12 protein-coding genes are annotated in these 23764 nt (G+C 66.2%); 3 read left to right on the plus strand and 9 right to left on the minus strand.

Features of this window, described 5'->3' with window-relative positions:
* Positions 1 to 196: 196 nt before the first annotated feature.
* From OHZ10_RS28950 to gspG, 7 genes are all read right to left on the minus strand, one after another.
* Positions 197 to 1192, minus strand: a complete 996-nt coding sequence (locus OHZ10_RS28950) for a FecR family protein (protein WP_059240064.1) — start codon at positions 1190 to 1192, stop codon at positions 197 to 199.
* Between the two features lie 11 nt (positions 1193 to 1203).
* Positions 1204 to 1752: an RNA polymerase sigma factor gene (locus tag OHZ10_RS28955; protein WP_059240062.1), complete on the minus strand. Its 549-nt coding sequence runs from the start codon at positions 1750 to 1752 to the stop codon at positions 1204 to 1206.
* Positions 1753 to 1758: 6 nt separating this feature from the next.
* A complete protein-coding gene (locus OHZ10_RS28960; protein ID WP_174991294.1) occupies positions 1759 to 2505 on the minus strand; it encodes a secretin and TonB N-terminal domain-containing protein in 747 nt (248 codons plus the stop codon).
* A 165-nt stretch (positions 2506 to 2670) separates the two neighbouring features.
* Positions 2671 to 3183 carry a type II secretion system protein M gene (locus OHZ10_RS28965; protein ID WP_342705114.1) on the minus strand — a complete coding sequence of 171 codons (513 nt, stop codon included), beginning with the start codon at positions 3181 to 3183 and terminating at the stop codon, positions 2671 to 2673.
* Positions 3147 to 4622 carry a type II secretion system protein GspL gene (gene gspL / locus OHZ10_RS28970; RefSeq protein ID WP_342705115.1) on the minus strand — a complete coding sequence of 492 codons (1476 nt, stop codon included), beginning with the start codon at positions 4620 to 4622 and terminating at the stop codon, positions 3147 to 3149. Before gspL ends, OHZ10_RS28965 begins: the two co-directional genes overlap by 37 nt.
* Before the next feature lie 28 nt (positions 4623 to 4650).
* Positions 4651 to 5154 (minus strand): GspH/FimT family pseudopilin, encoded by a 504-nt coding sequence (locus OHZ10_RS28975; RefSeq protein ID WP_226196351.1) that lies wholly within the window; start codon positions 5152 to 5154, stop codon positions 4651 to 4653.
* A 4-nt stretch (positions 5155 to 5158) separates the two neighbouring features.
* Complete coding sequence (gspG, locus tag OHZ10_RS28980) at positions 5159 to 5617, minus strand: type II secretion system major pseudopilin GspG (protein WP_404823568.1); 459 nt, start codon at positions 5615 to 5617, stop codon at positions 5159 to 5161.
* A gap of 64 nt (positions 5618 to 5681) precedes the next feature.
* Here gspG and OHZ10_RS28985 point away from each other — a divergent pair, with 64 nt between their 5' ends.
* Positions 5682 to 6128, plus strand: a complete 447-nt coding sequence (locus tag OHZ10_RS28985; RefSeq protein ID WP_059240049.1) for a type II secretion system protein N — start codon at positions 5682 to 5684, stop codon at positions 6126 to 6128.
* An 8-nt stretch (positions 6129 to 6136) separates the two neighbouring features.
* Here the strand turns inward: OHZ10_RS28985 and gspF are convergent, their stop codons facing one another.
* On the minus strand, positions 6137 to 7354 hold the full coding sequence (gene gspF, locus OHZ10_RS28990) for a type II secretion system inner membrane protein GspF (protein ID WP_059240048.1): 1218 nt from the start codon (positions 7352 to 7354) through the stop codon (positions 6137 to 6139).
* A gap of 637 nt (positions 7355 to 7991) precedes the next feature.
* Between gspF and OHZ10_RS28995 the strand changes: the two genes are divergently transcribed.
* Entirely contained in the window at positions 7992 to 9329 is a 1338-nt protein-coding gene (locus tag OHZ10_RS28995; RefSeq protein ID WP_059240046.1) for a substrate-binding domain-containing protein, read from the plus strand.
* A 164-nt stretch (positions 9330 to 9493) separates the two neighbouring features.
* A complete protein-coding gene (locus OHZ10_RS29000; protein ID WP_340624797.1) occupies positions 9494 to 10840 on the plus strand; it encodes a substrate-binding domain-containing protein in 1347 nt (448 codons plus the stop codon).
* Positions 10841 to 10929: 89 nt separating this feature from the next.
* Here the strand turns inward: OHZ10_RS29000 and OHZ10_RS29005 are convergent, their stop codons facing one another.
* Positions 10930 to 23664 carry a filamentous haemagglutinin family protein gene (locus tag OHZ10_RS29005; protein ID WP_342705998.1) on the minus strand — a complete coding sequence of 4245 codons (12735 nt, stop codon included), beginning with the start codon at positions 23662 to 23664 and terminating at the stop codon, positions 10930 to 10932.
* Between the last annotated feature and the right edge of the window lie 100 nt (positions 23665 to 23764).

Genomic DNA, 23764 nt, shown 5'->3' on the forward strand with positions numbered 1-23764 from the left:
CACGCCTCGGGTCCGACGACGCCCCGCCGGGCCGTCACGAAAGACGGCCCGGCGTTTGCCGGCCCTCATGGATAAAGTCGTATCGAAGGGCCGTAACCCGCAGCGCGGGCAGCCCCGGCACCGGCGACGCAGCCGCCTGACGGAGAAAGGGAGAACGGAAGGAAACGGAAGACGCGGGAAGCCGCAGGAAGCCGCGTCAGCTCAGCAGCACGATGTTGCCGGGCAGGCGCGTGATGTGCGCGCCGTACAGGCGGCCGACCATGTCGATCACGTCGTCGAGCCGCGTGATCGGGAACTGCGCCTGCATCCGGTTCGCGCCGAGCGACGCGCTGCGCAGGATGACCTTGCCGTGCCGGTAGCGGTTGATCTCGTCGACGACGTCCGACAGCGGCACGCCGTTGAACACCAGCATGCCGCGCCGCCACGCGCTGACGGCGCCCGGATCGATCCGCGACACGGGCTGCACGCCGCGATCGTCGTAGACCACCTGATCGTCGGCGTTCAGCGTACGCGCACCGCGCGGATGGTTGAGCGCGACCGTACCGGACAGGCAGGTCACGCAGACCTGCGTGCCGGTGCGCCGCACGTTGAAACGCGCGACCGTCGCCTGCATGCGGCCGCCGCCCGCGACCACCGTGACGGGCTGGATCGGCGTCGCGCGGCCGGCCGGCGGCGCGACCGCGTCGATCTCCGCCTCACCCGCGACGACTTCGACGCCGTGCGGCGCATCGCTCGCCGGCAACACGTCGAGACGCGTCTGCGTATTCAGTTCGACCGTGACGCGCGACGACAGCGCAACGCTGCGCTGCTCGCCGGTGCCGGTATGGTAATCGGCCGCCATGTCGCCCAGCGAAGGCCACAGCTGCATCGGCGGGCGCAGCGCGAGCCACGACGCGCCCGCCGCGACCGCGAAGCCGATGAACGCGCGGCGCCCGGTGCGCATCGTGCGCTCGCGCTTTGCAACGTTTGCCCAGGCAGCGGCCGTGCGCTCCTCGTGCGCGAGTTCGGTCGCGGCCGTGCGCAGCGAACTCCAGGTGTCGCGCAGCAGATCGGCGGCTTGCGGACGATCTGCGCACCAGCGCTCGAACGCGTCGGCTTCGGCCTGGCTCGCGTCCCCCGAGCGCAGACGCAGCAGCCACGCACTCGCTTCGTCGAGTTCGTCGTGGGCAGGTTGGGCCTGGGCTTTCGTCATCGTCCGGATGCTCAAAATTTACGCGGGCCGCCTCGCGTGCCCGAGTACGGATCACCGTCTTCCTGCATGCGTTGCAGGCAGTACTTCATCGCCGCGCTCAGTTCGCTTTCCACGAGCCGCAGCGAAATGCCGAAATGCTCGGCGATCTCGCGGTTCAGCAGGCCGTCCACGCGGGCGGCCAGCAGGATCGCGCGGCGCCGCGGCGGCAGGCCGCGCAACACGTCCTTCAGCGTCTCGACCTTGCGGCGCGCCGCGACGATGCGCTCGGGGTCCGCCAGCTCGTCGGGCATTTCCAGCAGCGTCTCGACATCGTCGTCGTGCAGATGACGCCGTTCGCGGCGATGCTGGTCGATTGCAACATTGTTCGCCATCCCGAGTATATAGGCGTCCGCGTTCGTCACCTGCGTGGAGACGTTCGCATTCTCGAGACGCAGCCAGGTTTCGTGCAGCGCGTCGGCGGCGCCGTCCTTCGACCCCGTCACGCGCTCGAGGCGCCTGACGAGATACGCGTAGCGCGTCGCCAGCAGATTCCGGAGCCCGCTGCGGTTGCTGTCGGACATGGCGGCCTAGCCCCGAACCGCCGGCTGCGGCGCCGGACAGCGGAAATGCACGCCGTTGCCGGCCGGCCGCAGCAGGATCGTGACCGGCTGCGGCAGGTCCGCAGGCGGCGCGTCGTCCAGCTTCAATGCACGCAGCGCGCGCATTACCGCCGCGTCGCGGGCGGCCGAACCGCTCGATGCCACCATGTTGACCGCCACCACCGCCCCCCTGTTGTCGATGCGCACCTGCGCGACGAGTCGATAGCTGCCCGGCACGGCCGCAGGCTGCGCGCAGAGCGCATCGATCAGATGCGCCTGCAGCAGGCCCGCGAACGCGCGCCGATCGCCGGAATCGCCGATCCCGTCGATCGGCAAGGCCGCATCCGGCGGCCTGTCGGCCGTCGCGGGCGCCATCTCGGCGGCCGGCTGCGCGACGATGATCGCTTCGTCCGGACGCGAGAATTCCGCACGCAACCCCGTTCCGGCCAGCATCCGCTCGAGCGCGTCGCGCGGCGCGAATTCACCCTGGACCGGCGCACTCGTGCGCCCGTCGAGCAGCGGCGCCGGCGCCAGCACGATCAGCTCGGTGAGCCGCGCGAAGTCCTGCAAGGTCTTCGCGAGCGGCTGCGCGGGCAGATCGAAATGCACCGCGCTACCCGGCTGACGGCCGATGGACCCGGGCTCCTGCGCGTGCACGCCGCGCATGCACAGCACGACGAACGCGAGCCACGCGACGAGCGCCAGGACACCGGTCGGCGCCCGTGAACGAGTCATGAATGCCTGGACGGAAGTGGAGTTGCACGTTGCCGTGCGGAACGCGCACCCCCGTGAGCGGTTCCGCGGCAAACGAACGTCAGATTGTGAGCGGGCACTATGACAGTCAGGTGAACCGTGCCGCGAAGCGATTCAATACTTTCCCGAGTGTCGTGCGGTACGCATTCAACGCACTGTTTGCGGCTGCAGCAGCACCGAAACCGTCGTCACGCCGGGCTTGCCGTCCGCGCTCGCGTGACCACTCACGACGCGCACGTGATGCGTGCGGCGCATGCGGTCGAGCCAGTCCATCCACGCAGCGAACGAGACGCCCTTCGCGTCCACCTGGATGCCTTCGCCGAGCACCGCCACCTGCGCCTTCGCGATCCCCGACTGCGCGAGCGACGCGGCCAGCGCTTCCCGCAATGCAGCACCGGCCGGCGGCCGGATCGCGGCGGCCGCGCGCAGCCGTCGTGCCTCCGCGAGTTGCCCGCCGGCTTCCGCAACCTGGCTCTGCAACGCAGGCAGGTTTGCCGCAATGCGCGCGCGGCCCGTGTATGCGGGCTCCCACATCACGTTGTAGACCAGTGCCGCGAGCAACACGGCACCACCCGACGCCAGCAGCGCACGCTCGCGCGGCGCACGTCCGTCGAACCACTGCGTCAGCGCGGCGCGGGCCGCGTGGAACCGAGCATCCACTTCGCCTCCTCCTCGTTGACCGTCACGCCCTGGGCCTGCAGGCGCCGGCGGAATCCGTCGCCGTCGACGGCGGTACCGGGACGGAAGGCGACCGCCAGCGTGCCGTCGCGATAGTCGAGCGTCGCGATCGCATCGGACGGAATCGGACCGAGCGCGCGCGACAGCGCCGCCGACAGCACCAGGTAATCGTTTGCGCGCAGTTCGCCCGCCGCCGCACGCAGGCGTTCGAGCCCGGTGCGCATCTGCATCGGCGGGTCGAGCATCACGGTGGTTTCGGGAAAGGCGGCTTTCACGCGGGCCGTCAGTTCCGCATTCAACGCATCCTGACGATGACGGAGCTGAAACCATTGCACGTTGATCGTCGCGATCGCGACGGCGGCCGATGCGATCGCCAGGCCGGCAGGCACGCGCCAGCGGCGCCATCCGCCCGTGTCAGCGCGTGCGGTGCGGGCGAATTCGAACTGGCACAGGTCGAACCTGCAGTCGTACGCGCCGCGTGCAAGTGTGTCCCACCGCAGCGTGCGTGCGGCGAGCGGAAATGCGGAATGTCCGGACATGCGAGCACGCAGGTCCGATGCGGCGGCGGAAGCACCTTCGACCTCGTCGTGAACGTCGACAACCAGCGCGTGCACTCGCACGGAATCCTGTTTCGACAACTCGACAATCGTCGCATCCAGTGCGGACGCACGCGTTTCAAGGCCGAACCCCGACGCTCCCCGCCTGACGGCCAGTTCGAGCCGGAGCGGGTGGCCGGCCGCATCGGTATCGGCTTCGCTCGATGTGGGCGGACAGACGATCAGTACGTCCGCTTCACTGCGGCCGGCATCCACTTCGCTCAACGCCGGTGGACTGACGAGCCGCGCATCGGCTTCACTGCGCATGAGCACCGTCGCTTCGCCGTCTTCGTCGCCGTTCGGTAATGACAATGCTCGCGATGGGGGCGACGTTGCGGGCTCGGGCAACACGGTGCCCTGCTCGCCGCCATCCGCATGCTCACGGTCCGCCGTCATCAAGCAGTGAATCAACGGCACCGCACGCACGCGCCGATGGCCGGCAGCGTCGAACCAACCGACCACGTCGCGGAACCGCTCGCGATCGACGACCGCCACGGGCCGCGCCGTATCGCCGCTTGCCGCCGGGCCGACGGCGACGTGACTCCGCTGCGCATCGCCGATCAGATACTCCTCGATCGCATGCGGCAGCACGCGCCGCAGCTTCGTGCCCGTCACGGGCGGCAGGTTCACGTCGACCAGCAGCGTATCGCGTGCGGCGAGCACGAGCACGGTCGACGCGGCCTTCGGCCACGCGTCGCGCTTTGCCCGCCCTCCGCGCACGCGTTGCCCGCGCCGGTCGAACAACGCGTACGGCATCTCGGTTGCTTCCCACCCCGACGCATCGAACGTGCCGATCGACGGCAACAGCACGACCAGGCTCGTCATCGCGCCTCCCGGGCGCTTCGCACGCCGCTCATGGCCGCCTCACGACGAAGTTGCCGATGCCGGTGCCGACGACGGCCATCCGCACGTCGCCGGACCACAGCGTGATCGTCACCGGCACGTCGATGCTTTCGCTGCCGAGCACGATCCGCGACGGCGTTTCGCCGCCGCCGGTATAACGCACCGACACGCCCGTCACCTCGGCGCCCCAGCGGCGCGCGCGATACAGATCGTCCGTCATCGGCGCCCACGCGCCACTTTCCGTGCGCTGCACGAACCGGTACCCGCCGCCCACCGGCTGCCACGCGATCGGCATCGAGCGCACCTGCGCTTCGTCGCCGGCCGATTCGAGCAGGTTCGCGAGCCGCTGCGCTTCCTCGGCCAGATCGGTGCGGCGATTGCGCGTCGGCGCGAGCGTGACGACCGCGACCAGCAGCCCGACGATCAACAGCACGACGAGCATCTCCAGCAGCGTGAAACCCGCCGCGCGACCACGCGTGAACGGGCGCCGTCTCCTGGCATGCGCGATCGTCATGCCGTTACTGCCACGAACCGATGTCCGCATCATTCCCCTCGCCGCCCGGCTTGCCGTCAGCACCGTAGCTGAACACGTCGATCGCACCGTGCGCGCCCGGGTTCAGGTATTGATACGCGTTGCCCCACGGATCCTTCGGCAAGCGCTCCAGATAACCGCCGTCCTTCCAGTTGTTCGGCACCGGATCGGTCGCCGGCTTCTGGATCAGTGCGGCAAGCCCCTGCTCCTGCGAAGGATAGCGGCCGTTGTCGAGGCGGTACAGGTTCAACGACTGCATCATCGTGCCGATGTCCTGCTTCGCGGCAATGCGGCGCGCCTCGTCGGGACGGCTCATGATCTTCGGCACGATCAGCGCCGCGAGAATCCCGAGGATCGCGACGACCACCATGATCTCGATCAGCGTGAAACCGCGTTGCTTGCGACGGCGCGCATGCAGCATTCGGACTGCTTCGTGGTGCGTCATCATGCATTCACCCTTGCGTCAAAGAATGGAAGCTGTTCCCCGTTCATCGAACCGACCCGTCGCCATGAAACCGCTCGCCCTGCTCCGCACCGTTCCGTCCCGCATCGATCCGATGCCGCTCGCCGCGACCGTCGCCGCCGCCGCGGCGCTCGTCGCCGTCTCGATGTGGGCCGCGCGCGTGCTGAACGCGCCCGATGCACCGCCGCCCGCCCGCGCCGCGCCGCCCGCACCTTTCGACGTGACGGCCGGCGCGCAGCTGTTCGGCGCCAAACCCGACGACGGCCGCGACACGATCCAGCTGCTCGGGGTGCTCGCGTTCGATGCACGCCGCGCGGCCGCGATCGTCAGTGTCGGCGGCGAAGCGGCGCGCGTCGTACGGCTCGGCTCGGCGATCGGCGAAGCCGCGAAGCTCGCGGAAATCCGCGCGCGCTCGATCGTCGTCGACCGCAACGGCCTGCAACGCGAGATCGCGCTGCCCGCCGTGCAAAAGGCAAACGCGTTCGTGCGCTGAAACGCGCCTCACTGCACCATGTTGTTCAACTCGATGATCGGCATCATCACCGCGAGCACGATCACGAGCACCACGCCGCCCATCGCGAGGATCAGCAACGGTTCGAGCAGGCTCGTCATGAACATCGTGCGGCGCTCCAGCTCGCGCGATTCGCCTTCGGATGCGCGATCGAGCATCGTCGTCACGTCACCCGTCGCCTCGCCCGAACGGATCAGGTGCACGAGCACGGGCGGGAACGTCTTCGTATGGGCCAGCGCGCGTGACAATGCCGAGCCTTCGCGCACACGCACGATCGCATCGTCGACGTTCGCGCTCATCGCACGGTTCGACAGGGTTTCGCCGGCCGCCTGCAACGCACGCAGGATCGGTACGCCCGCCGCAGTGAGAATGCCGAGCGTGCTCGCGAAGCGCACCGTGTTGTAGCCCCGCACAAGCTTGCCGGCGAGCGGCGCGGTCAGCAGCCAGCGGTCAAACCTGAGCCGCGGCCCGTCCTGCGCCAGCACCTTGCGGATGGCGAAGACGATCGCGACTGTCGCCGCGAGCGACGCCCACCACCAGTGCCGCACGAAATCGGACAACGCCAGCATGACGACCGTCAGCGTCGGCAACTGCTGCTTCGTGCTGGTGAACACGTTGGCCACCTGCGGCACCACGTAGCTCAACAGGAACGTGACGATGCCGAACGCGATCAGCGTGACGATGCCCGGGTAGGTGAATGCAAGCAGGATCTTCTGTTTCAGTGCGTTGCTCTGCTCGATGTAGTCCGCGAGACGCGACAGCACGATGCCGAGCTTGCCCGTGTGCTCGCCGGCCGCGACGAGCGCGCGGTAGATCTCCGGAAAATCGCGCGGATGCTGGCCGAGCGCATTCGCGAACGAATGGCCGCCCACGACTTCCGCACGGATCGACGCCATCAACTCGCGCACGTATTCGCGCTCGGCCTGCTCGCTCAGCACCGACAGCGCTTCGTCGAGCGGCAGCCCCGCGACCAGCAGGCTCGCGAGCTGGCGCGTGATGATCGCCTGCTCGCGTTGCGACAGCTTGCGACCGAGCGACAGCCGTTGATGACGTTGGCCGTGCAGGCGTTGTGCGGCCAGTTCGACGACGAGCGGCGTAAGGCCCTGCGTACGCAGATGGCTGCGGCCTGCGCGTGCGCTGTCGGCTTCGAGCACGCCTTTCAGCGTGCGGCCGGTGGGATCGATCGCTTCGTAGCGGAATGCCGACATGTCAGTACCCTCGTGTCACGCGTGCGGTTTTTTTCGGCGACATCGTGCAATGTGGCCGACGGAATCGCCGGGGAAGACTACGGAGCGAACCGGCGCAAATTTGTGACGGATGTTGGGCTACCTTTTAGGACTCTGGCGGGCCTTATTACCTTTGGTCGTTTTTTTATAGGGGAAAAACGATTTCATTTTTATCAATGCCTAAAATTAATCACCATTCATTCAGCCGCCACGAATCGAATGGCATTTAATGACTCGAAGCGCTCAATTCCATAAACATCCTGACCGGATACCTCATTCACACGCGGAGGAAATGTTCCGTAGCATTCGCCACGAAACTGACTTGGAGTTGCGATAGCGACAATCCGCGCAACTTCAGATCCGTAAAGCAAGGCCCTGCCGAGGCACACCCTCGTCTTCCCGACATCCGGGAACCGTCCATCGCGCCAATCGACCGCAAATCGTTGCTCCGCCCACCCCGATAACGCACCGGCAATATCGCCAAAAATGTTCCGTACCTTTCGTTATTAAAAATTCACACGCGTCATACGGATTTCCCCCTACATTTACCCGGCGGTCAACACGGTATTCAAACCGCAGCAGCAGGCTTCCCGTTTATCTTCGTCCAAGGAAATTTCTCATGAAATCCAGCAAGCGCAAGATCTGTCAAGTCCTCGCTCTCGTCGTTTCGGGCATGGGCGCATCCCTCGCGATGGCCGCAGGCCCGGTGATTCAAGGTGGCGGTTCGTCGCTCGTCGCTCCGACGATCGGCTCGGTCAGCAACCCCGCCAGCGAAATCGGCCTGTTCGGCACGTCCGAAGGCACGTTCACGTACTTCTCGGTCGGCTCGGGCGCCGGTCAGAACGCATTCCTGAACAACCAGCCGACGTTCTTCGGCTCGGGTGTCTCGGGCACGGTTCACTTCGCCAACAGCGATGCCGCGCTGACGACCGCTCAAGTCACGGCGTACAACAACACGGGCCTCGGCACCACGAACGGTCCGCTGATCCAGATCCCGTACATCGTGACGGCCATCACGGTGCCGGTCGTCAACGCGCCGGCCGTGTCGAGCTCGGTCACGCCGCAAACGACGCCGGGTCAGGCACACAGCATCGCGCTGAACGACAACGATCTGTGCGGCATCTTCTCGGGCAAGTTCACCGACTGGAACCAGGTGATCAATCCGGAAACGGGTTCGGCCTACACGACGACCAGCTCGCCGATCAAGGTTGTCTACCGCTCGGACAGCAGCGGCACGTCCGAACTGCTGACGCGCCACCTGGCTGCTGTCTGTACGACGGCCAACACCAAGGCCGGCGTGACGTTCATCGATTCGCTGACGTTCGCGAACACGAGCGCCTTCCCGTCCGGCGTGCCGTCGAACTTCGTCGGCGCATCGGGTAGCGGCGGCGTGCGCGGTTCGCTCGCAGCGCTGTCGGCGGCGGGTACGGCCGCTGTCGCGTACCTGAGCCCGGACTACACGAACACGTTCCTCGCGTCGCAAAGCTCGGTCGTGACGTCGTCGGGCGCGCTGCAACTCCCGATCGCCAGCCTGTACAACACGACGGCCAAAGCCTACTACGCACCGACGTATGCGAACGCGACGACGGCGATCGGTACGATTACCGCTCCGTCGGGCAATGCTGCCGGCGATCCGACCCAGTGGGTTCCGGTTTCCGGTTCGGCGTATGCTGCCCTGGCCAACCCCGCTTCCGGCTATCCGGTCTCGGGCACGAGCCAGATCATCCTGAGCCAGTGCTATTCCAACGCTGCGGCGGGTACGGCTGTTCATGACTTCCTGAACAACCACTTCACGAACGCCAGCTACGCGTCGGTCGTCCATGGCAACGGCTTCGACACCGTGCCGTCGGGATTCCAGACCGCGATTTCGTCGAACTTCCTGAGCAACTCGAGCAACAACTACCTCGACATCAACGATTCGGCCGTCTGTGGTGCTGGCGGCTATGCCGGCCGGTAAGCTGAATCGCTTCTGAATCAACGTCCCGATGAACCGTCTCGAGTAATCGAGACGGTTTTTTTTATTCAACACGCCGACCATGCGCGACACCGTCACGCTGGAACCTGACGTACGTCATGCCCCGAAGGGTGCGCGAACATCCGTCGGCATCGTGAAAGCCCTCCATGAATTTCATCCGACGAAAAATCTGTCAGGCGCTGGCTCTCGTCATTTCGGGCATGAGCGCAGAACACGCATTCGCTGCGGGCCCGGTCATTCAGGGCGGTGGTTCGTCGCTCGTCGCGCCGTTGCTCGGCAGCACCGCGAACGCAGCGACTGAAACCGGCTTGTTCGGCACGTCCGAAGGCACGTTCACGTACTATTCGGTCGGCTCGGGTGCTGGCCAGAACGCATTCCTGAACAACCAGCCGACATTCTTCGGCACGGGTGTTACGGGCGCAGTTCATTTCGCGAATAGCGACGCCGCACTCACGACTGCTCAGGTCACGGCATACAACGACACGGGTCGCGGCACCACCGACGGCCCGCTGATCCAGATCCCGTACGTCGTGACGGCTATCGCGGTGCCGGTCGTCCGCGGCCCCGCCGTGACGAGCTCGATCACGCCGCAAACAACGCCGGGGCAAGCGCACAGCATTGCACTGAACGACAACGACCTGTGCGGCATCTTCTCGGGCTGGATCACCGACTGGAGACAAGTGATCAACCCGGAAACCGGCGTGCCCTACACGACGACCCCCACGCCGATCAAGGTCGTCTATCGCCAGGACGGCAGCGGCACGACCGAACTGCTGACTCGCCACCTGGCTGCCGTTTGCACGAGGGCAAACACGAACAACATCGGCGTCACGTTTGTCGATTCCCTGACGTTCGCAAATGTGACGGCCTTCCCCACAGGCATGCCATCCAACTTCATCGCAGCGTCAGGCGATGGTGGTATTCGTGCGTCACTTGCATCGCTGTGGTCGATGGGCACGGCGGCCGTCGCTTATTTGAGCCCGGCCTATGCGAACACGTATTTGGCACCATCCAGTTCGGTCGTAACGCCGTCGGGTGCGCTGCAGCTTCCGGTCGCCAGCCTGTACAACTCGGCGGACAAAGTCTACTACGCACCGACGTATGCAAACGCGACGAAAGCGCTCGGCACGTTCTCCCCACCGCAAGGAGCCACTGGCCAGGATCCCACGTTGTGGGCCCCTGTTTCCGGCACCGCCTACAAAGCCCTTGCCAACCCGCTTTCCGGCTATCCGATATCCGGTACGAGCCAGATCCTCCTGAGCCAGTGCTACACCAGCGCAGCGACAACGACGGCTGTTCACGATTTCCTGAACAACCACTACACGAACGCCAGCTACGCGTCGGTCATTCATGGCAACGGCTTCGATACCGTACCATCAAGCTTCCGGAGTGCCATCGTTGCAAGCATCCTGAGCAACACAAGCGGAAACTACATGGATATTGGCAACCCGGAAGTCTGTGGCTCGTCGGGGGGCCTGTATTCCGGCCGGTAAAGACCCCCCTCTAACCAGGCGTTGTCGGATAGACCACCTCAAGCGATCAGGGTGGTCTATCTTCTGCTCGCCCTACGTACCACTTGATCTCAGAACCGGCCCAATTTCCCTAACTCCTCCTTGCTGAGCAACGTCTTCTGCGTCGCCCCCGCCGCCCCGAATCCCAGCAGCGAAACCGAATTCGACGAGTCGTAGCCGACCTGTTCCGATTTGCGCCGCTTCGATCCGCCATCCGTGCCGTTGTCCCCGAAACCCTCGACCTGCACGCTGATCGTCCAGCGACGCGGCGCGACGCCCGATGCGTTGTTCTTCGCGATGTCCTGCGCGACCTGGCTCGCCGCCGATGCCGCCGAACTCGCCGCCGTCAGCGCCCCCGTGTTCACGGCCTGCACGAGCGGAATCCCGGTTGCCTTGCCCGTCACCTGGATGTTGTCCGCGTTCACTACACGCAACGCCGCAACGTTCAGGTTGCCCGCACGAATGCCGGCGTCGCCCGCATCGACGGTCCCTCGCGGCGCGATCAGGTTCACCGTGCCTTTCGGCGCACCCGGTATGCTCTGCAGCGTCGCGATACCCGCACCCGTCACCTGCCCGCGCGCATCAACCGTGCAGTAATGGTTCGCGTCACAGACATACTGCGGCGCCGGCGTGTCCGCCGACGTCTTCGCGCCCTTGCCCGCGTTGATGTCCCCGTTCGAACTCCAGATCGTCATGTTGCCGCCCTGCTCGGTGAAGATCCGGCTCTGCGCGAGCAGCACACTCTGGTCCGTGAAGATGTCGACGTTCCCCTTCTCGAGCGTCAGGATCCCCATCGTGCCGGGGCCCGCAACCACGTTCCCGGTGCTGTCGACGATCTGCGGCGGCGCCGTCGTGCTGCCGACGAGCGCCTGTCCGCCCGGCCCGAGGATGGTCACATCGCCGCCTTGCTGCGTCTGGATCGTCGTGCTCCGGATGTCCAGATTGCCGGTGCCGACCTGCTTGTTTGCACCGTTCGACCCGCCGCCCAGATTGTTGGCCGTATAGCCGAACGAGGCCGGGAACAGCTTGTTGATCGCTTGATAGCCTCTCGCGTACTGCCCGCTATACGGACTCGATGGATCGTTGAAGTCCGCACCGACTTGCGCGAGCACGCCAAACAACACCTGCTCCGCGAAGCGTTGCTGCACGTACGACGGCAACGCCTGGAATTGCTTCCACGCTTCGTCGGCGGTCAACCTGCCAACCTTCGCCAGCGCCGCATCCTTGTCTGCCTGCAGGCCCGTATCGACGCCAAGCCCCGCGTCGTACTGCTCCATGAATGCAATCAGCGCTGGCGTTGCACTCGGCACCCCAGCAACCGAGCTGCCCGGCGCGATATAGGTCGAGACGAAGCCGGGAAGATCGACGCCGGCGCCCACGCCGAACAGCACGTTGACGTTCGCGCTCTCGTGCGGCAGGTTCGGATTGTTCGCGTTTCCGACTGCATCGATACCCGTGAAAACGTGCGCGATTCCACCCGTGTCGGCTTTCTGGTTATACAACTCGGCTTGACTCGTCAACGGGCCGATGTTGCGTCCCGCCTGAACATCGAACCAGCCTGGTCCGCCGATCGCCAGCACCGGAACAGCGCCGCCGTTGGGAGGAATCGGTGTGTCGTAGATGTCACGGCCGGCCACGATGCGCGTCGCATCCGAGCTGCGCAGGTTTTGCCCCCAGAACGCGAGGTTCACGATGTCCTGTCCAGCCTGCACGAGTGCCGGCTTGTCCACCGATAACGTGACAAGATTCCTGTAGAAGTCGTCACTATAGCCAGGAGAATCGACCGTGCCGTTGACGATGCTGCCGTTCAGACTGTAAAAGCGCACAGGTTGCACGTCGGCATCGTGAAGCGCGTTCGGTGCATGTGCGGCAAGTGTCGTATTCGTCAACAACGGGATATTTGGCTTCACTGACGGATTCGTCGGCGAAGGCGTCTGCGACGGATCGGCGTCTGACAGACCGAATGTATTGGGCAATGCGACGTTGGCGAGCCCGGCCGATACGTTGGACAGATATACCGACTGGTTCGCAACCAGATTCAGTTGACCCACCGCCGACGGAAAAAGCGCGCCGCCCGATTGAATCACGATCGATCCGTCGAATGCAGTCAGATTCACACTGGCCGGCAGTACGCCATTCGCGCCGGTCAACATGCCGCCAAGCGTACCCAGGCGAACGTCGCCGGTCGTCGAAAGCACATTGACTGCCGAAGCAGATGAAAAGCCCTGGTTGTCAGGATATTGACCGTAGCTGGAAAGATTGACGACGCCAGTCGGCTGCCCCGCGCTCGACGTGAAGCTGCTCGAATAAGACGGATTCAGTACCGCCCCGACATTCACACCCTGGCGCGCGGCAACATCGAATGTCCCGTCCTGAGTCGCAAGCACGGTCGACACCGCGATGGGTGATCGCCCGACCGTCCATGACGTTCCGGAAATGTCTGACCCGATGCTTCCGCCAGCCGAGATCGTCCCTGTTCCCTTCGCGACGAAGTAATCGCCGCTCAGAATGTCGCCGCCAGCGTGTACCGTCAGATTTCCGCCGCCTACGGTGACGGGCTTGCCGCTTCCGTTCAGGTACCACGTGGTCGGCAGCGACACGGCCAGATCCGAAATATTGCCACCCGCGCTGATCGATACGTTACCGCCAACGCTCATGACGCCTTGGTCAAATGCACCGAAATCGATCGAGGTTCGGCGCAACGGAGCAAGGACGAAATTGCTATCCGCGGTTTTCGCTCCGGTGATCTGCATCCACTGCCACCAGTACTGGCTGATGCTGTTGCCAGCCCCGCCAGTTACCGCTCCGGTCGTGTCGATCACGTTCTGCATGCCCTCGATGTTCCCTTGGGCATGAATCGTGATATCACCGGCCGAATCGGGATTCACTGCCGGTGTCACCAGGATGTCCTGCAAGCCGCCGACACTGGCATGGGCAATCGCAGTCGACGTACCCACCGATGGCGCCCCTGCGGCAGGCGCGCCGGCCGCATAGATCACGCCGGGAATGATCAAGGTTGACGCATCAGCCGTCTTGCTCGTATCGAACAAGGACACATCGTTGCCGGCCGCCACGTCGATCGATCCCGTGCCGGTACGGATCGTTACCGGTTCGACGAGTGTCAACCCGTTGCTGCCGACATAGCTGGTATGCCCGCTCAACATCACGTTGCCGGTACCGTCGGAGCCCGCTCCAGCATTGACGAACGTTGAAACCGGTTGCAACGCGAGCGGGTTCGCGCTCTGCGTGTCTGCACCCGACACGATGCGGTATGTCGAGCTTTCACCACCGAGCAGCGTCGCGAAGGCAACCGGCAGCGGGTTGTTTGCACTCGGCACGTTCGCGACCGTGTTGCCTGGTAGTGGACCGATGTTCACAACGCCAGTGTCCGGCACCGCGCCTGGTGAAACAGGCGCGTAGAACATGTTGTAGGCGCCTCTCGTCGCTCCGATAACGCTCTTGATACTCGTGAGAGTATTAAGGTAACCAGAATAGACAAGCACGTAGTTGGCGTAATCAGCCAAATAGGCAGCTTGCTCGGCAACCGACGCGTTTGCCACTGGCTTTGTTGGCGGCGTCGGCGCAGCAGGCGTGCCGAATCGGGCGGCAGTAGCGGGATTGTATCCGTTACCCAGATAGGCGGTGCCGGCTCTGGGGCCCGATAAATCGGGCCCCCAGTAGGCAATCAGATAGTTCGTGTATGTCGAGAAACCAGATGGCACCAACGGCGCAGTCACCGACGGCGTGACCGGCAGAATCTGTGCGACGTACTGCGGGAGGCCGATGCGCGCCAGGTCAGCCTGCCATGCGCCCGCATACGACAGATAGGTGGAATAGTAGCCAGCGGTTTGCCCCATCAACGGTGCGCTCAGCGCCGCGTTTGGATCAAGGGAAGTCAGGCTCGCCGTGGCGCCGCCCCTAAAATTCACCGTCACTTGGGTCGGGTCATTGATTGCCACAAGCTGGTCGAACGTCTGCTTTGCTCCCGCGTAGGTCCCGGTCGGGGTAACCGGCCCCGACCCACCCAGAATCGACGCGACCTGGCTCTGGTAGAACCCGTCCGAAATGCTTGCGTACGCATCGAAGTTGTTCGCCGCACGGAACGTCAGCGTCGGCGCGATCGTCGACTGATAGCGGAAATCGGGCGTGATGCTGCCGCTGTTGTTCGGCGCGCCCGCACCAAGATTCCAGTTCGACAACACCGAAATATTGCCGCCGTTGACTGCGCTCCCCGGATTGTCGAGTTCGATACCCGGCACGACGCTGAATTTTTGCAGCGGCGCGCCGGCAAACTGACCGGCAACGCCATCCGGCCCATGCTGAACAAACGCCATCAACGTGCCCGGCGACGTTCCGGTCCCGTTGGCGCGATAGCCATAGAACGCGACATGATCGGCGTTCGCGGTCCCCGGCGCGAAATACGCGCCTGTCAGCCCGGTAAAGCCGCTGCCGGAAACTCCGTTGCGCAGCTGGCCTTCGGTCACCGCCGTCGTCTGTCCGGTCGCGCTGTTGGTCAGCGTTCCGCCCCCCGTGCCACTCGGTGCGTAGCTGTACGTTACGGGGTTGCTGCCGGGTACCGTGAAGGTGCCCGCAAGCAAATGGCCACTGCCGTCGTACCAGCCGGCCGGATCGATGAGGCCGTCGAAATGCTGCGAACCGGTCGTCGCATCCGCTGCGCTCCACACGGCGTACGCCTCAACCGTGGTCTTGCGGGAACCGCGCACGCCTGCTCCCGATTGCGCGGGCGCGTCGAAGGCGACGTTGACCGTGCCGTCCCGCAGCAACGGCGCACGGAAGCTGACGGAGCCGTCGAGCGTGCCGCCCGGCGTCCCGCCGGACACGTCGATCGACGCGTTCGAGCCGAGCCGTATCCAACCGGACTGCGCAGCGGACACGTTCTCGTAACCGTAAGTCGCGTTGTACGGATTGGCCGCGGCCGGATCGAACGTCGCACTCGTGCCGACCGTGACCTTGCCGCCACGCTGGCTTGCGTTGGTTGCCTTCGCCAGCAGCGAACCCTCGATATCGACACCGCTCTTGCCGAACAGGCTGATCTGCCCGCCGGCCTTGCCCGACGCATCGATCTTCCCCAGCACGTTCACGTTGCCGTTCGCGGTATCCGATGCATTGCCCGCGCCGCCGTCGGCAGTCAGCGATACTGACTGCGCGACCAGCGCATTACCGGCCGACAGCGTCAGGTTGCCCGACTTGGTATGAATGTCGATTGACTGGTTCACGCCGCTCGATGCGAGGGTCTTCGCCAGTGAATCCAGATCCGCGGCACCGGCCGTGTCGAGCGCCAGCGAGCCGCCCGCATAGCCGTTCGTCGCACCGCCCTTGATCGTGCCGTTCAGGTTCACGACCTGCTTCGGCGCCGACAGCGTCAGGCTGCCCGCCGCGCCGCCGCCTTTCGCGCCCGAGAAATCGAGCGTCGCGCCCGGCTGCAGGTCGACCGTCCCCGCATCGGCGGTCAGGACGATCGAACCGGCCGGTGCGTACTGCGTCACGTCGAAGAACTGCTTCGACACGCCCGCGGCGCTGACCGTCGAGCCGTTGCCGATCGTCAGGTTACCGGTGGTCGCCTCAAGGCTCACGTTGCCGGCCGGCGCCGCGATCGTCGCGCCGTTGTCGGCAAGCGTGCCGCCGACGAATTTCCATGCGCCGCCGACCGGCGTCTTCGTCAGCGCGGTGCCCGCCGCGCCGTTCAGCGTCAGCGCACCGGTCGTCTTCACGGTCGACGCAGAACTCGTATCGGCCAGGTACACGGGTGCATTCAGCGTCACCGGCAACACACCGAAATCGAACATCCCCGTGCCTTGCCCGACGATGCCGCCCGTCGCCGTCAGGGTTGCCGACGAGAATCCGCTCAACGTCTTCGTGCCGGTGCCGAAGTCGATCTCTTTCGCGTTGACCGTCAGCATGCCGCTGCCCGGCACGACCGTGCCGTTGGGCGCGCCCGTCTCGTTCGTGAACGCGATCTGCTGCCCGTTCAGCGTCACACGCCCGCCGTCGCTCGTGAACGTGCCCGCGCTCAGGTCGATGCTCTTGCCGAACGTCGCGTTCACGTCGCCGACGAAGCCCATCGCGCCATAGCTGCGCAGCGACACGAGATCCGCGTTGGCGAGCTGCGCAAGTCCGGCCTGATCGATCACGAAGCCCGGCAGGCTTGCCGCGGCAGCGCCGCGCGCATTCGTGAACGTGATCGCCGAACCATCCACCGTGATCGCTTTCGCGGACAGCACCGCGCTCGGGTCGACCTTCAGGCTGCCCGACGAATCGAGCATCAGCGCCTGGCCGCCCGACAGCGTCGCGCCGGCACCGACCGTCAGCAGCCCCTTGCCGGTGCCGCCCGTGCGCGTGAGCGGCGCCATCGCGCCGTTCGACACGCGCAGCAGCGCGCCGTCGCCGGCAATCGCGATCGGCTGGTCCTTCGCCGCCGGGTAGTCGCCCGCCGCCGCGATCGACGCGCCCGCATCGACACGCAAGCCGTTCGCCGCATTCGGATCCGTGCCGCTCGAATCGGTCTTCGTCACGAGCAGGATCTCGGGCCCCTTCAGCGACGAGCTTGCGTCGTTCGATACCACCACGCTGTTCGCGATCGGCGTGATCGTCACGCCCTTGGTCGTCGCCGCACGCGTGCCGCCGATCAGCAGGCTGCCGGCATTCAGCGAATCGAGCGCATCGCCGCCGATCTGCAGATAGCCGGACAATGCCGCGCTGCCGTTGCCGGTGATCTGGATGTCCTGCGACGCAATGTCGACCTGGGCCGGCGCGCCACCGGCCCCTGCCGCCGCGTTCAACGTCGCCCCGAGCGTGAGCGCCTTCGTCGCGGCCAGCACGAGCTGGCCGCCGTCCACCGGCAGCGGCGGCGTCACGTTGCCCTGCTTCGCGGCCTGCGCGGCGAAGAAGTCGTTCGCGCCCTTCAGCGTGTATTGCGAATACTGCTGCCACGTCGCGCCCGACTGCACATTGAAGAGTGTCGGCGTCGCATTGCGGCCGCCCGTCACGGCATCGGCAAAGTACCCGGCCGTCATGACGGTGCCGTCCGGCAGCACCTGCGATGCGCCCGGCACGACGTTGCCGGCCGTCGCCGACACGGTCACGCGATACGCGCCCGGCAGCGTCGCGTACTTGCCCGGCAGCAGCGTGTAGTAACCGGGCGCGAGGCCCGGCACGCCGGACAGGTACACGGCCTTGCCGATCGCGTCGTTCAAGCCGGCCTGGCCGACGCCGAGCGTCGCGGTCCTGGCCGTCGGCGTCCCGTTGCTCGCGACGTCCGGCTGCACGGTCTGCGCGAACAGCGGATCGTATGCGGCAACCGGCGACTGCTTGCCCGGCACGATCGCATAGACGTTCCCTGCGCCGGCGTTGACCGGCACCGCCGTCGTGCCTTTGCCGCTCGCGTAGCTCAGGTTGTATTGCGACAGCACATCGCGCGTGCCGCCCGTGCCCGGCACCCATTCGGCCGCCTGCAGGTCGCCGCCGCCCGACAGGTCGATCGTCGCGCCCTTGTTGAGCGCGACGCTGGTGCCGTTCACGCCGATGTACTTCGCGGGCGGTGCCTTCAGATCGGCGGCCGTCGTGCCGGCGATCGGATTGAACTGCCATTCAACACCGTCGATCGTCGCGCCGTAGGGAATGATCGACCCGCCGTTCGAAACCGACGTCACGCTGCCGTTCGCGAACGTCACCGAATCGGTCGCGACGAGCGGCAGGTTGCCGAACTGCTTCTGCGTCGCGCTGTTCGTCGGGTCGCCGACGCCGAATACCAGCGTGCCCGACGGTGCGCGCACGGTACCGCCCTGGACGATGTTCGTTGCATCGACGAGCAGCGTGCCCCCCGCCGACAGCGGCGTGCCGGACGAGCCGGTCGTGCCGAACGAGACGGTGGTCGGCATGCGCTTGCCCGTCACCGGATCGACGGGCCCCACCGCATCGACGATGAACGTGCTGCCGGTGGCCGGGTACAGGCTCGCCGCGTTGAACGTCACGTTGCCGGGCGTGTACAGCATGCCCGGCGACAGCACGGCGCCCGACGGATTGGACGAGCTCAGGCGGATGTCGCCGCTGCTGGTGAAATTCGCCTGACCGACGTTGTTGAGCTGGAACTGGTTGCGCAGGTCGACGAACGACGCATTCACGTTCAGCGTCGCATCGGAACGCGTGGCGACCGGCGTGAAGGCGGGCGTGGCCGAGGGCGCCATCGGGCCGACCAGTGCGACATAGGGTGCGCCAATCGTCACCGACGTGCCCAACGCATGCGCCGGCGGCTGTGCGAGCAGATCTGCAAGCGCCGAGCTGCCGCCCGCCGGCTTCGCAGGTGTCGACAGCAGCGTCGACAGCTGGTCCATCCCGATCGCCGCGATCCGGCCGGTATTCAGCGTCACGGATTCGGGCAACGTCAGGTTCACGTTACCGGCAAACGCGATCGGCGGCACCGTGAACGGGGATGGTGTGCCATCGCCCAGCACGAGATTCGCGATTCCCGAATCGTTCAGGCGATCGGCGGCAAACTGGATCACGCCGGTCGGTTGGCCGGTCGGCAACCCGGTGGTCGGGTCGACCGGCGTCGAAAAGTCCTTGCCCGGGGCAAGCCCCGCGGGCAAGAGCATCCCGCTTTGCTGCACAACAAGCGCCGTCGCACCGGGTGCGCCGTTGTTCGCGCGCGGCAGGATCGCCAGCGTGCCGCCACGGGCTTGCGACGCGCCGCCATGGCCGAACAACGCCCCGTCCGCGAAGAGGCCGTACGCAGGCGACAGCGTGATCGAGCCGGCATCGCTCCACACGGGCTGCGACGCATAGGTGCCATTCGCCTGCAAACGATCGAAGTTCGCCGACGTGCCCGACACGTCGATCTTCGACCCGGCTTGCGTCACCACATAGCCCGCATCGCTCGACAGCGTCACCGCCCCGCCCGACAGAACCTTGCCGGTATTCGGCACGACGGCCGTTCCGCCGATCTTGACCGGGGCGGCGAGCGGATTGGCGAGCGCGACACCGGATACGTCGAGCGTCGCATCGGCACCGAGCCAGACGGACCGGCTGCTGCTCGGCGTGAAGACATTGAATTGGCCCGGCTGAGCGGTCGTGGTGCCGGTGTCGGCGCTCAACACGATCGACCCGCCCGGCGCGACCACCGAGCCGAGCACGGTCACCTGCTTTGGCGACGCCAGCACGATGGCCGCACCGGCATCCGCGTTGATCGATGCGCCGGACGACAGCGTCACCGCACCGGTCACGCCCGGATACGACGGCACCGTACCGTCGTTGGCCGCCGTCAGCCACGACACGGCGCTACCGCCGGTCAGCACGAGGCCCGCCGGTTGCCGGTGATATGCATCGAGCTGGCCGACGGCCGTCAGACCGCCCGTGGACAGGTTCGCGCCCGTACCCGCCTGCTGGAGCGCCAGTGCGTCGGGAAGCAGGTTCTTTTGCGTGAGCGCGACCGTTGCGCCCGGCGCGACGGTCGCGTCGTAGTACGCGTTCAGCACATACTTGCCGAAGCCCTGTTGCGCAAAGAAGTTCTCGGGCAGATACACGTCCCACGGCGCCGCAGCCGCCCGGTCGCCGCCGATCCGGAAGCCGAGCGCGCCCAGCGTCATCGTCCCGCCGCCCGAGAAACCATCGCTCAGGATCGTGCCGCCCATTGCGATCGTGCCGGCAGTCGGCCGGGTGCCCGGCAGGTTCGCGCCGCCGTCGTTCGTATGACCGAATTGGGCGCCGCCTGCAGGTATCGCATAGGTCTGCAACGCAACGTTGCCGCCGCGCCCGGCCGCTACGCCGTTCTGCATCAGCAACTGGCCGTTCGCGAGCATTTCGCCGCCGCCCGATACATCGAGCACGCTGCCCGGTTGCAGCAGGATCGAGCCCGTCGCATCCACGGCATTGCCGTTCGCGAAAGTCGTCCCCTGCATCGCCGACAGCGAAATGCTGCCGCCGTTGATGAACTGGCTGTTGCCGGGCGTCGTGCCCGGCGCGGCCTGCACGTCGTTGTTCACCCATTGGCCGGCCGCGCTGATCACCCCTTGCGGACCGACGACGACATTGCCGCCGCTCGTGATCGAAATCGAGCCGGACGGCACGGACAGCCGCCCCGCGACATTCACGTTCGCGCCGGCCGCCGGGCTGTTGAGCGAAATCGATCCGCCCGGCTGCAGGTTCAACTGCGTGCCCTGCGCCACCACGATCCCCTTGCCCGCGTTCTTGTCCTCGGTCACGTTCAGGTTCGCGAACCCGCCGTTGTTCAGCACCGCGACCGGGACCACGCGCGTTGCCTGCAGATTGTTCGGATCGTTGCCGGACAGGGCCTGCGAGGCGTTCTTGTCGAGCGGCGTATCGATCGAGAAACCCGGCATCAGCGCGCCCAGTTGCGGCGCGTTGTCCTGCAGGATCGTCAACCCCGAGAGCGCATTGAGCGGCAGCGATGCGGTGTTGGCAGCACTGTTCCACGTCATCCCGGCCAGCGCATTGCCGGCCAGCTTCGGATCGGCTCCCAGGTTGAACGTGCCGCCGGACGGCAGGCTGTTGCCCTGCATCTGCTTCGCGCCGCCGAATGCCTGCGCGCTGATGTCGCCATCGAGCACCAGCGCCTGCGATGCGAACAGGTCGAGCGTGCCCGCGTTGCCGCCGACGATGTAGTCGGACTGGTAGGTGCCGCCCGTCTGCAGCGGGTTGAACCACGACTTCGTCACGCCCCAGCGCGGATGGCTCTCGACGAACTGCCCGGCGATGCCGACATAGCGGTCGTACGGGTTCGCCTGCCCGATCGGCACGATCGCGCCGTTGGCGTCGACGAGCCGCGTCGTGTTGACCATCCCGCCGTTGTAATGCACGTACCCGCCGTTCAGGTTCATCGACGAACCGGTCGCGGTCATCACCTCGTTGCCGGACAGCGTGATCGTGCCGCCGTTGGTCAGCAGCTGGTCGACGGTCCGCGGAATCAGGTTCACGTAACCCGACAGGTTCAGGATCGGGCTGCCGACCCACTGCACGCCGTCGCTGCGCGTGCCCGTCAGCGTGCTGTCGACGACCACGCCCTTCAGCCCGAACAGGAAACTGTTGCGCAGCAGCGGCGAATCGGCCAGTTCGTTCTGGCCGATCCGGTCGACCGTCACGAGCGTCTGCGAAATCGGCGCCAGCACGTTCGCCAGCCCCGATACGTCGATCGTCGCGCCATCGTCCACGTAGATCCGGCCCGGCACCGCCGTCTGGCCCGGCACCTTGTTCGTCACGACCGACGGCGCATAGGCCGTCACCGACACGTTCGAGCCGAGCGCCTCGATCAGCGAGCCGCCCTGGAACCACACGGAGCCGGCCGTCATCGCGATGCCGCCCGGCGTGAACGTCGTGCCCGGCGTGGAGGTCGCGGTCTGGCCATTGTTGTCGGGCAGCACGGTCGTCACCGATCCCGGGCCGAAGCTCAGCAGGCCGGCGCGGCGCACGTCGAAGACGCCGTTCAGCACCTGCCCCGGATACGGATTGCCCAGCGGATTGTTCGACGCATACTCGTCCGCCGTCGAAATCGTGATCGTGCCCGGCGTGTTCACGCTCGTCGTCACGCCCACCACGCCGTTCTGCGCAACACGGCTGCCGAGCAGGTTCACGTTGCCGCGCGCGGCCTGCACGATACCGGTGTTCGTCAGCGTGCCGGCCGGTGTGACGTCGACCGACGCACCGGTAGCCGGATCGACGGTCACGATCTGCCCGCTCAGCTCCGGCAGCAACACCTGCGGATTGATCGTTTTGCCCGAGTTCGGCAGCAGGCTCACCCCTGCGCCCGCCGCCAGCACGACCTGCCCCGACGTCGCCGCAATGCTGCCCGCGTTCGTCACGTTCGGTGCGGCGACCAGCACAAAGCCGCCGTCGCTCGCCGTGCCGTTGGTGTGCGTCGTGATCGACGCCCCTTGCTCGATGGTCACATCGCCCGGCGGCTGGTACGCGCCGGTCTGCAGCACCTGATTGCCGAGCCCGAGCACCTCGTTCGGCTTGCCCGTCGCCCCCGCCACCCCGCTCGAACTCCCCGACTGCGGATAAGCCAGCCCGCCCGTCGTCCCCGCCGGCAGGCTCAGGAACTGCTGGTTGCTCGCGACGATGCCCGCGGGCGTCGGCACCAGCTGGTTCTTCATGTCGAGCAGGTTCAGCGACGACGCGACCAGCGAATGCACGTTGACCTGCGACCCGGCACCGAACAGCACGCCGTTGCGGTTGATCACGTACACCGCGCCCTGCGCGGTGATGTTGCCGAGAATCTGGCTCGGCCGCCCGCTCGGATCGTTGATCCGGTTCAGCACGGCCCAGTTGTTCGTGCCGTTCGTCTGCGTGCCGGCCGACTGGTCGAAGTTCAGCGTCGTCTGCCGGCCGACGTTCATCGTCTCCCACGTCAGCACCGCGTTCTGCCCGGTCTGCTTGACGTCGACGTTTACGTGCCCGTTCGCGTCGACGTTCTGCGTCGGCGCGTTCGCGTTGAACCACAGCACGGGATTGTTCGTATCGGCCGTCGCGCCGGCCGCCACCTGCAGCCCGCCCGGCGCCAGCCCGTTCGGCACGGTCGACGGCAGCTTCGCCGCCGCCGCGGCCGCGTTCTGCTGCGCGGCGATCTGTGCGGCGATCGCATGCGCGGCGTAGCCGAGGTTGCGGATCGACGGCTGGCTCGCCTGCAGCGCCTGCTGCGGCGACACGCCGAGATTCGGCATGCCCGGCGCACCGCCGGCGCCGCCCGCCCCGCCCCCCGATGCGCGCGGCGTCGCCGCGCCGAGGTTCATGATCCCCGCCGCCTGCACGTGCGCGGACGCGCCCGCCAGCAGCATCAGCGCCACGGCCTGCACCAGCGGCCGCAGTTCCGATTTCAGGATCGAGCGCGAACCCGTCGCGTCAGGTTGTCGTGCCGTGCGTGCGCGTGCTGCCATT

Source organism: Burkholderia arboris, from assembly GCF_038723655.1.
Taxonomy (GTDB): Bacteria; Pseudomonadota; Gammaproteobacteria; order Burkholderiales; family Burkholderiaceae; genus Burkholderia; species Burkholderia arboris.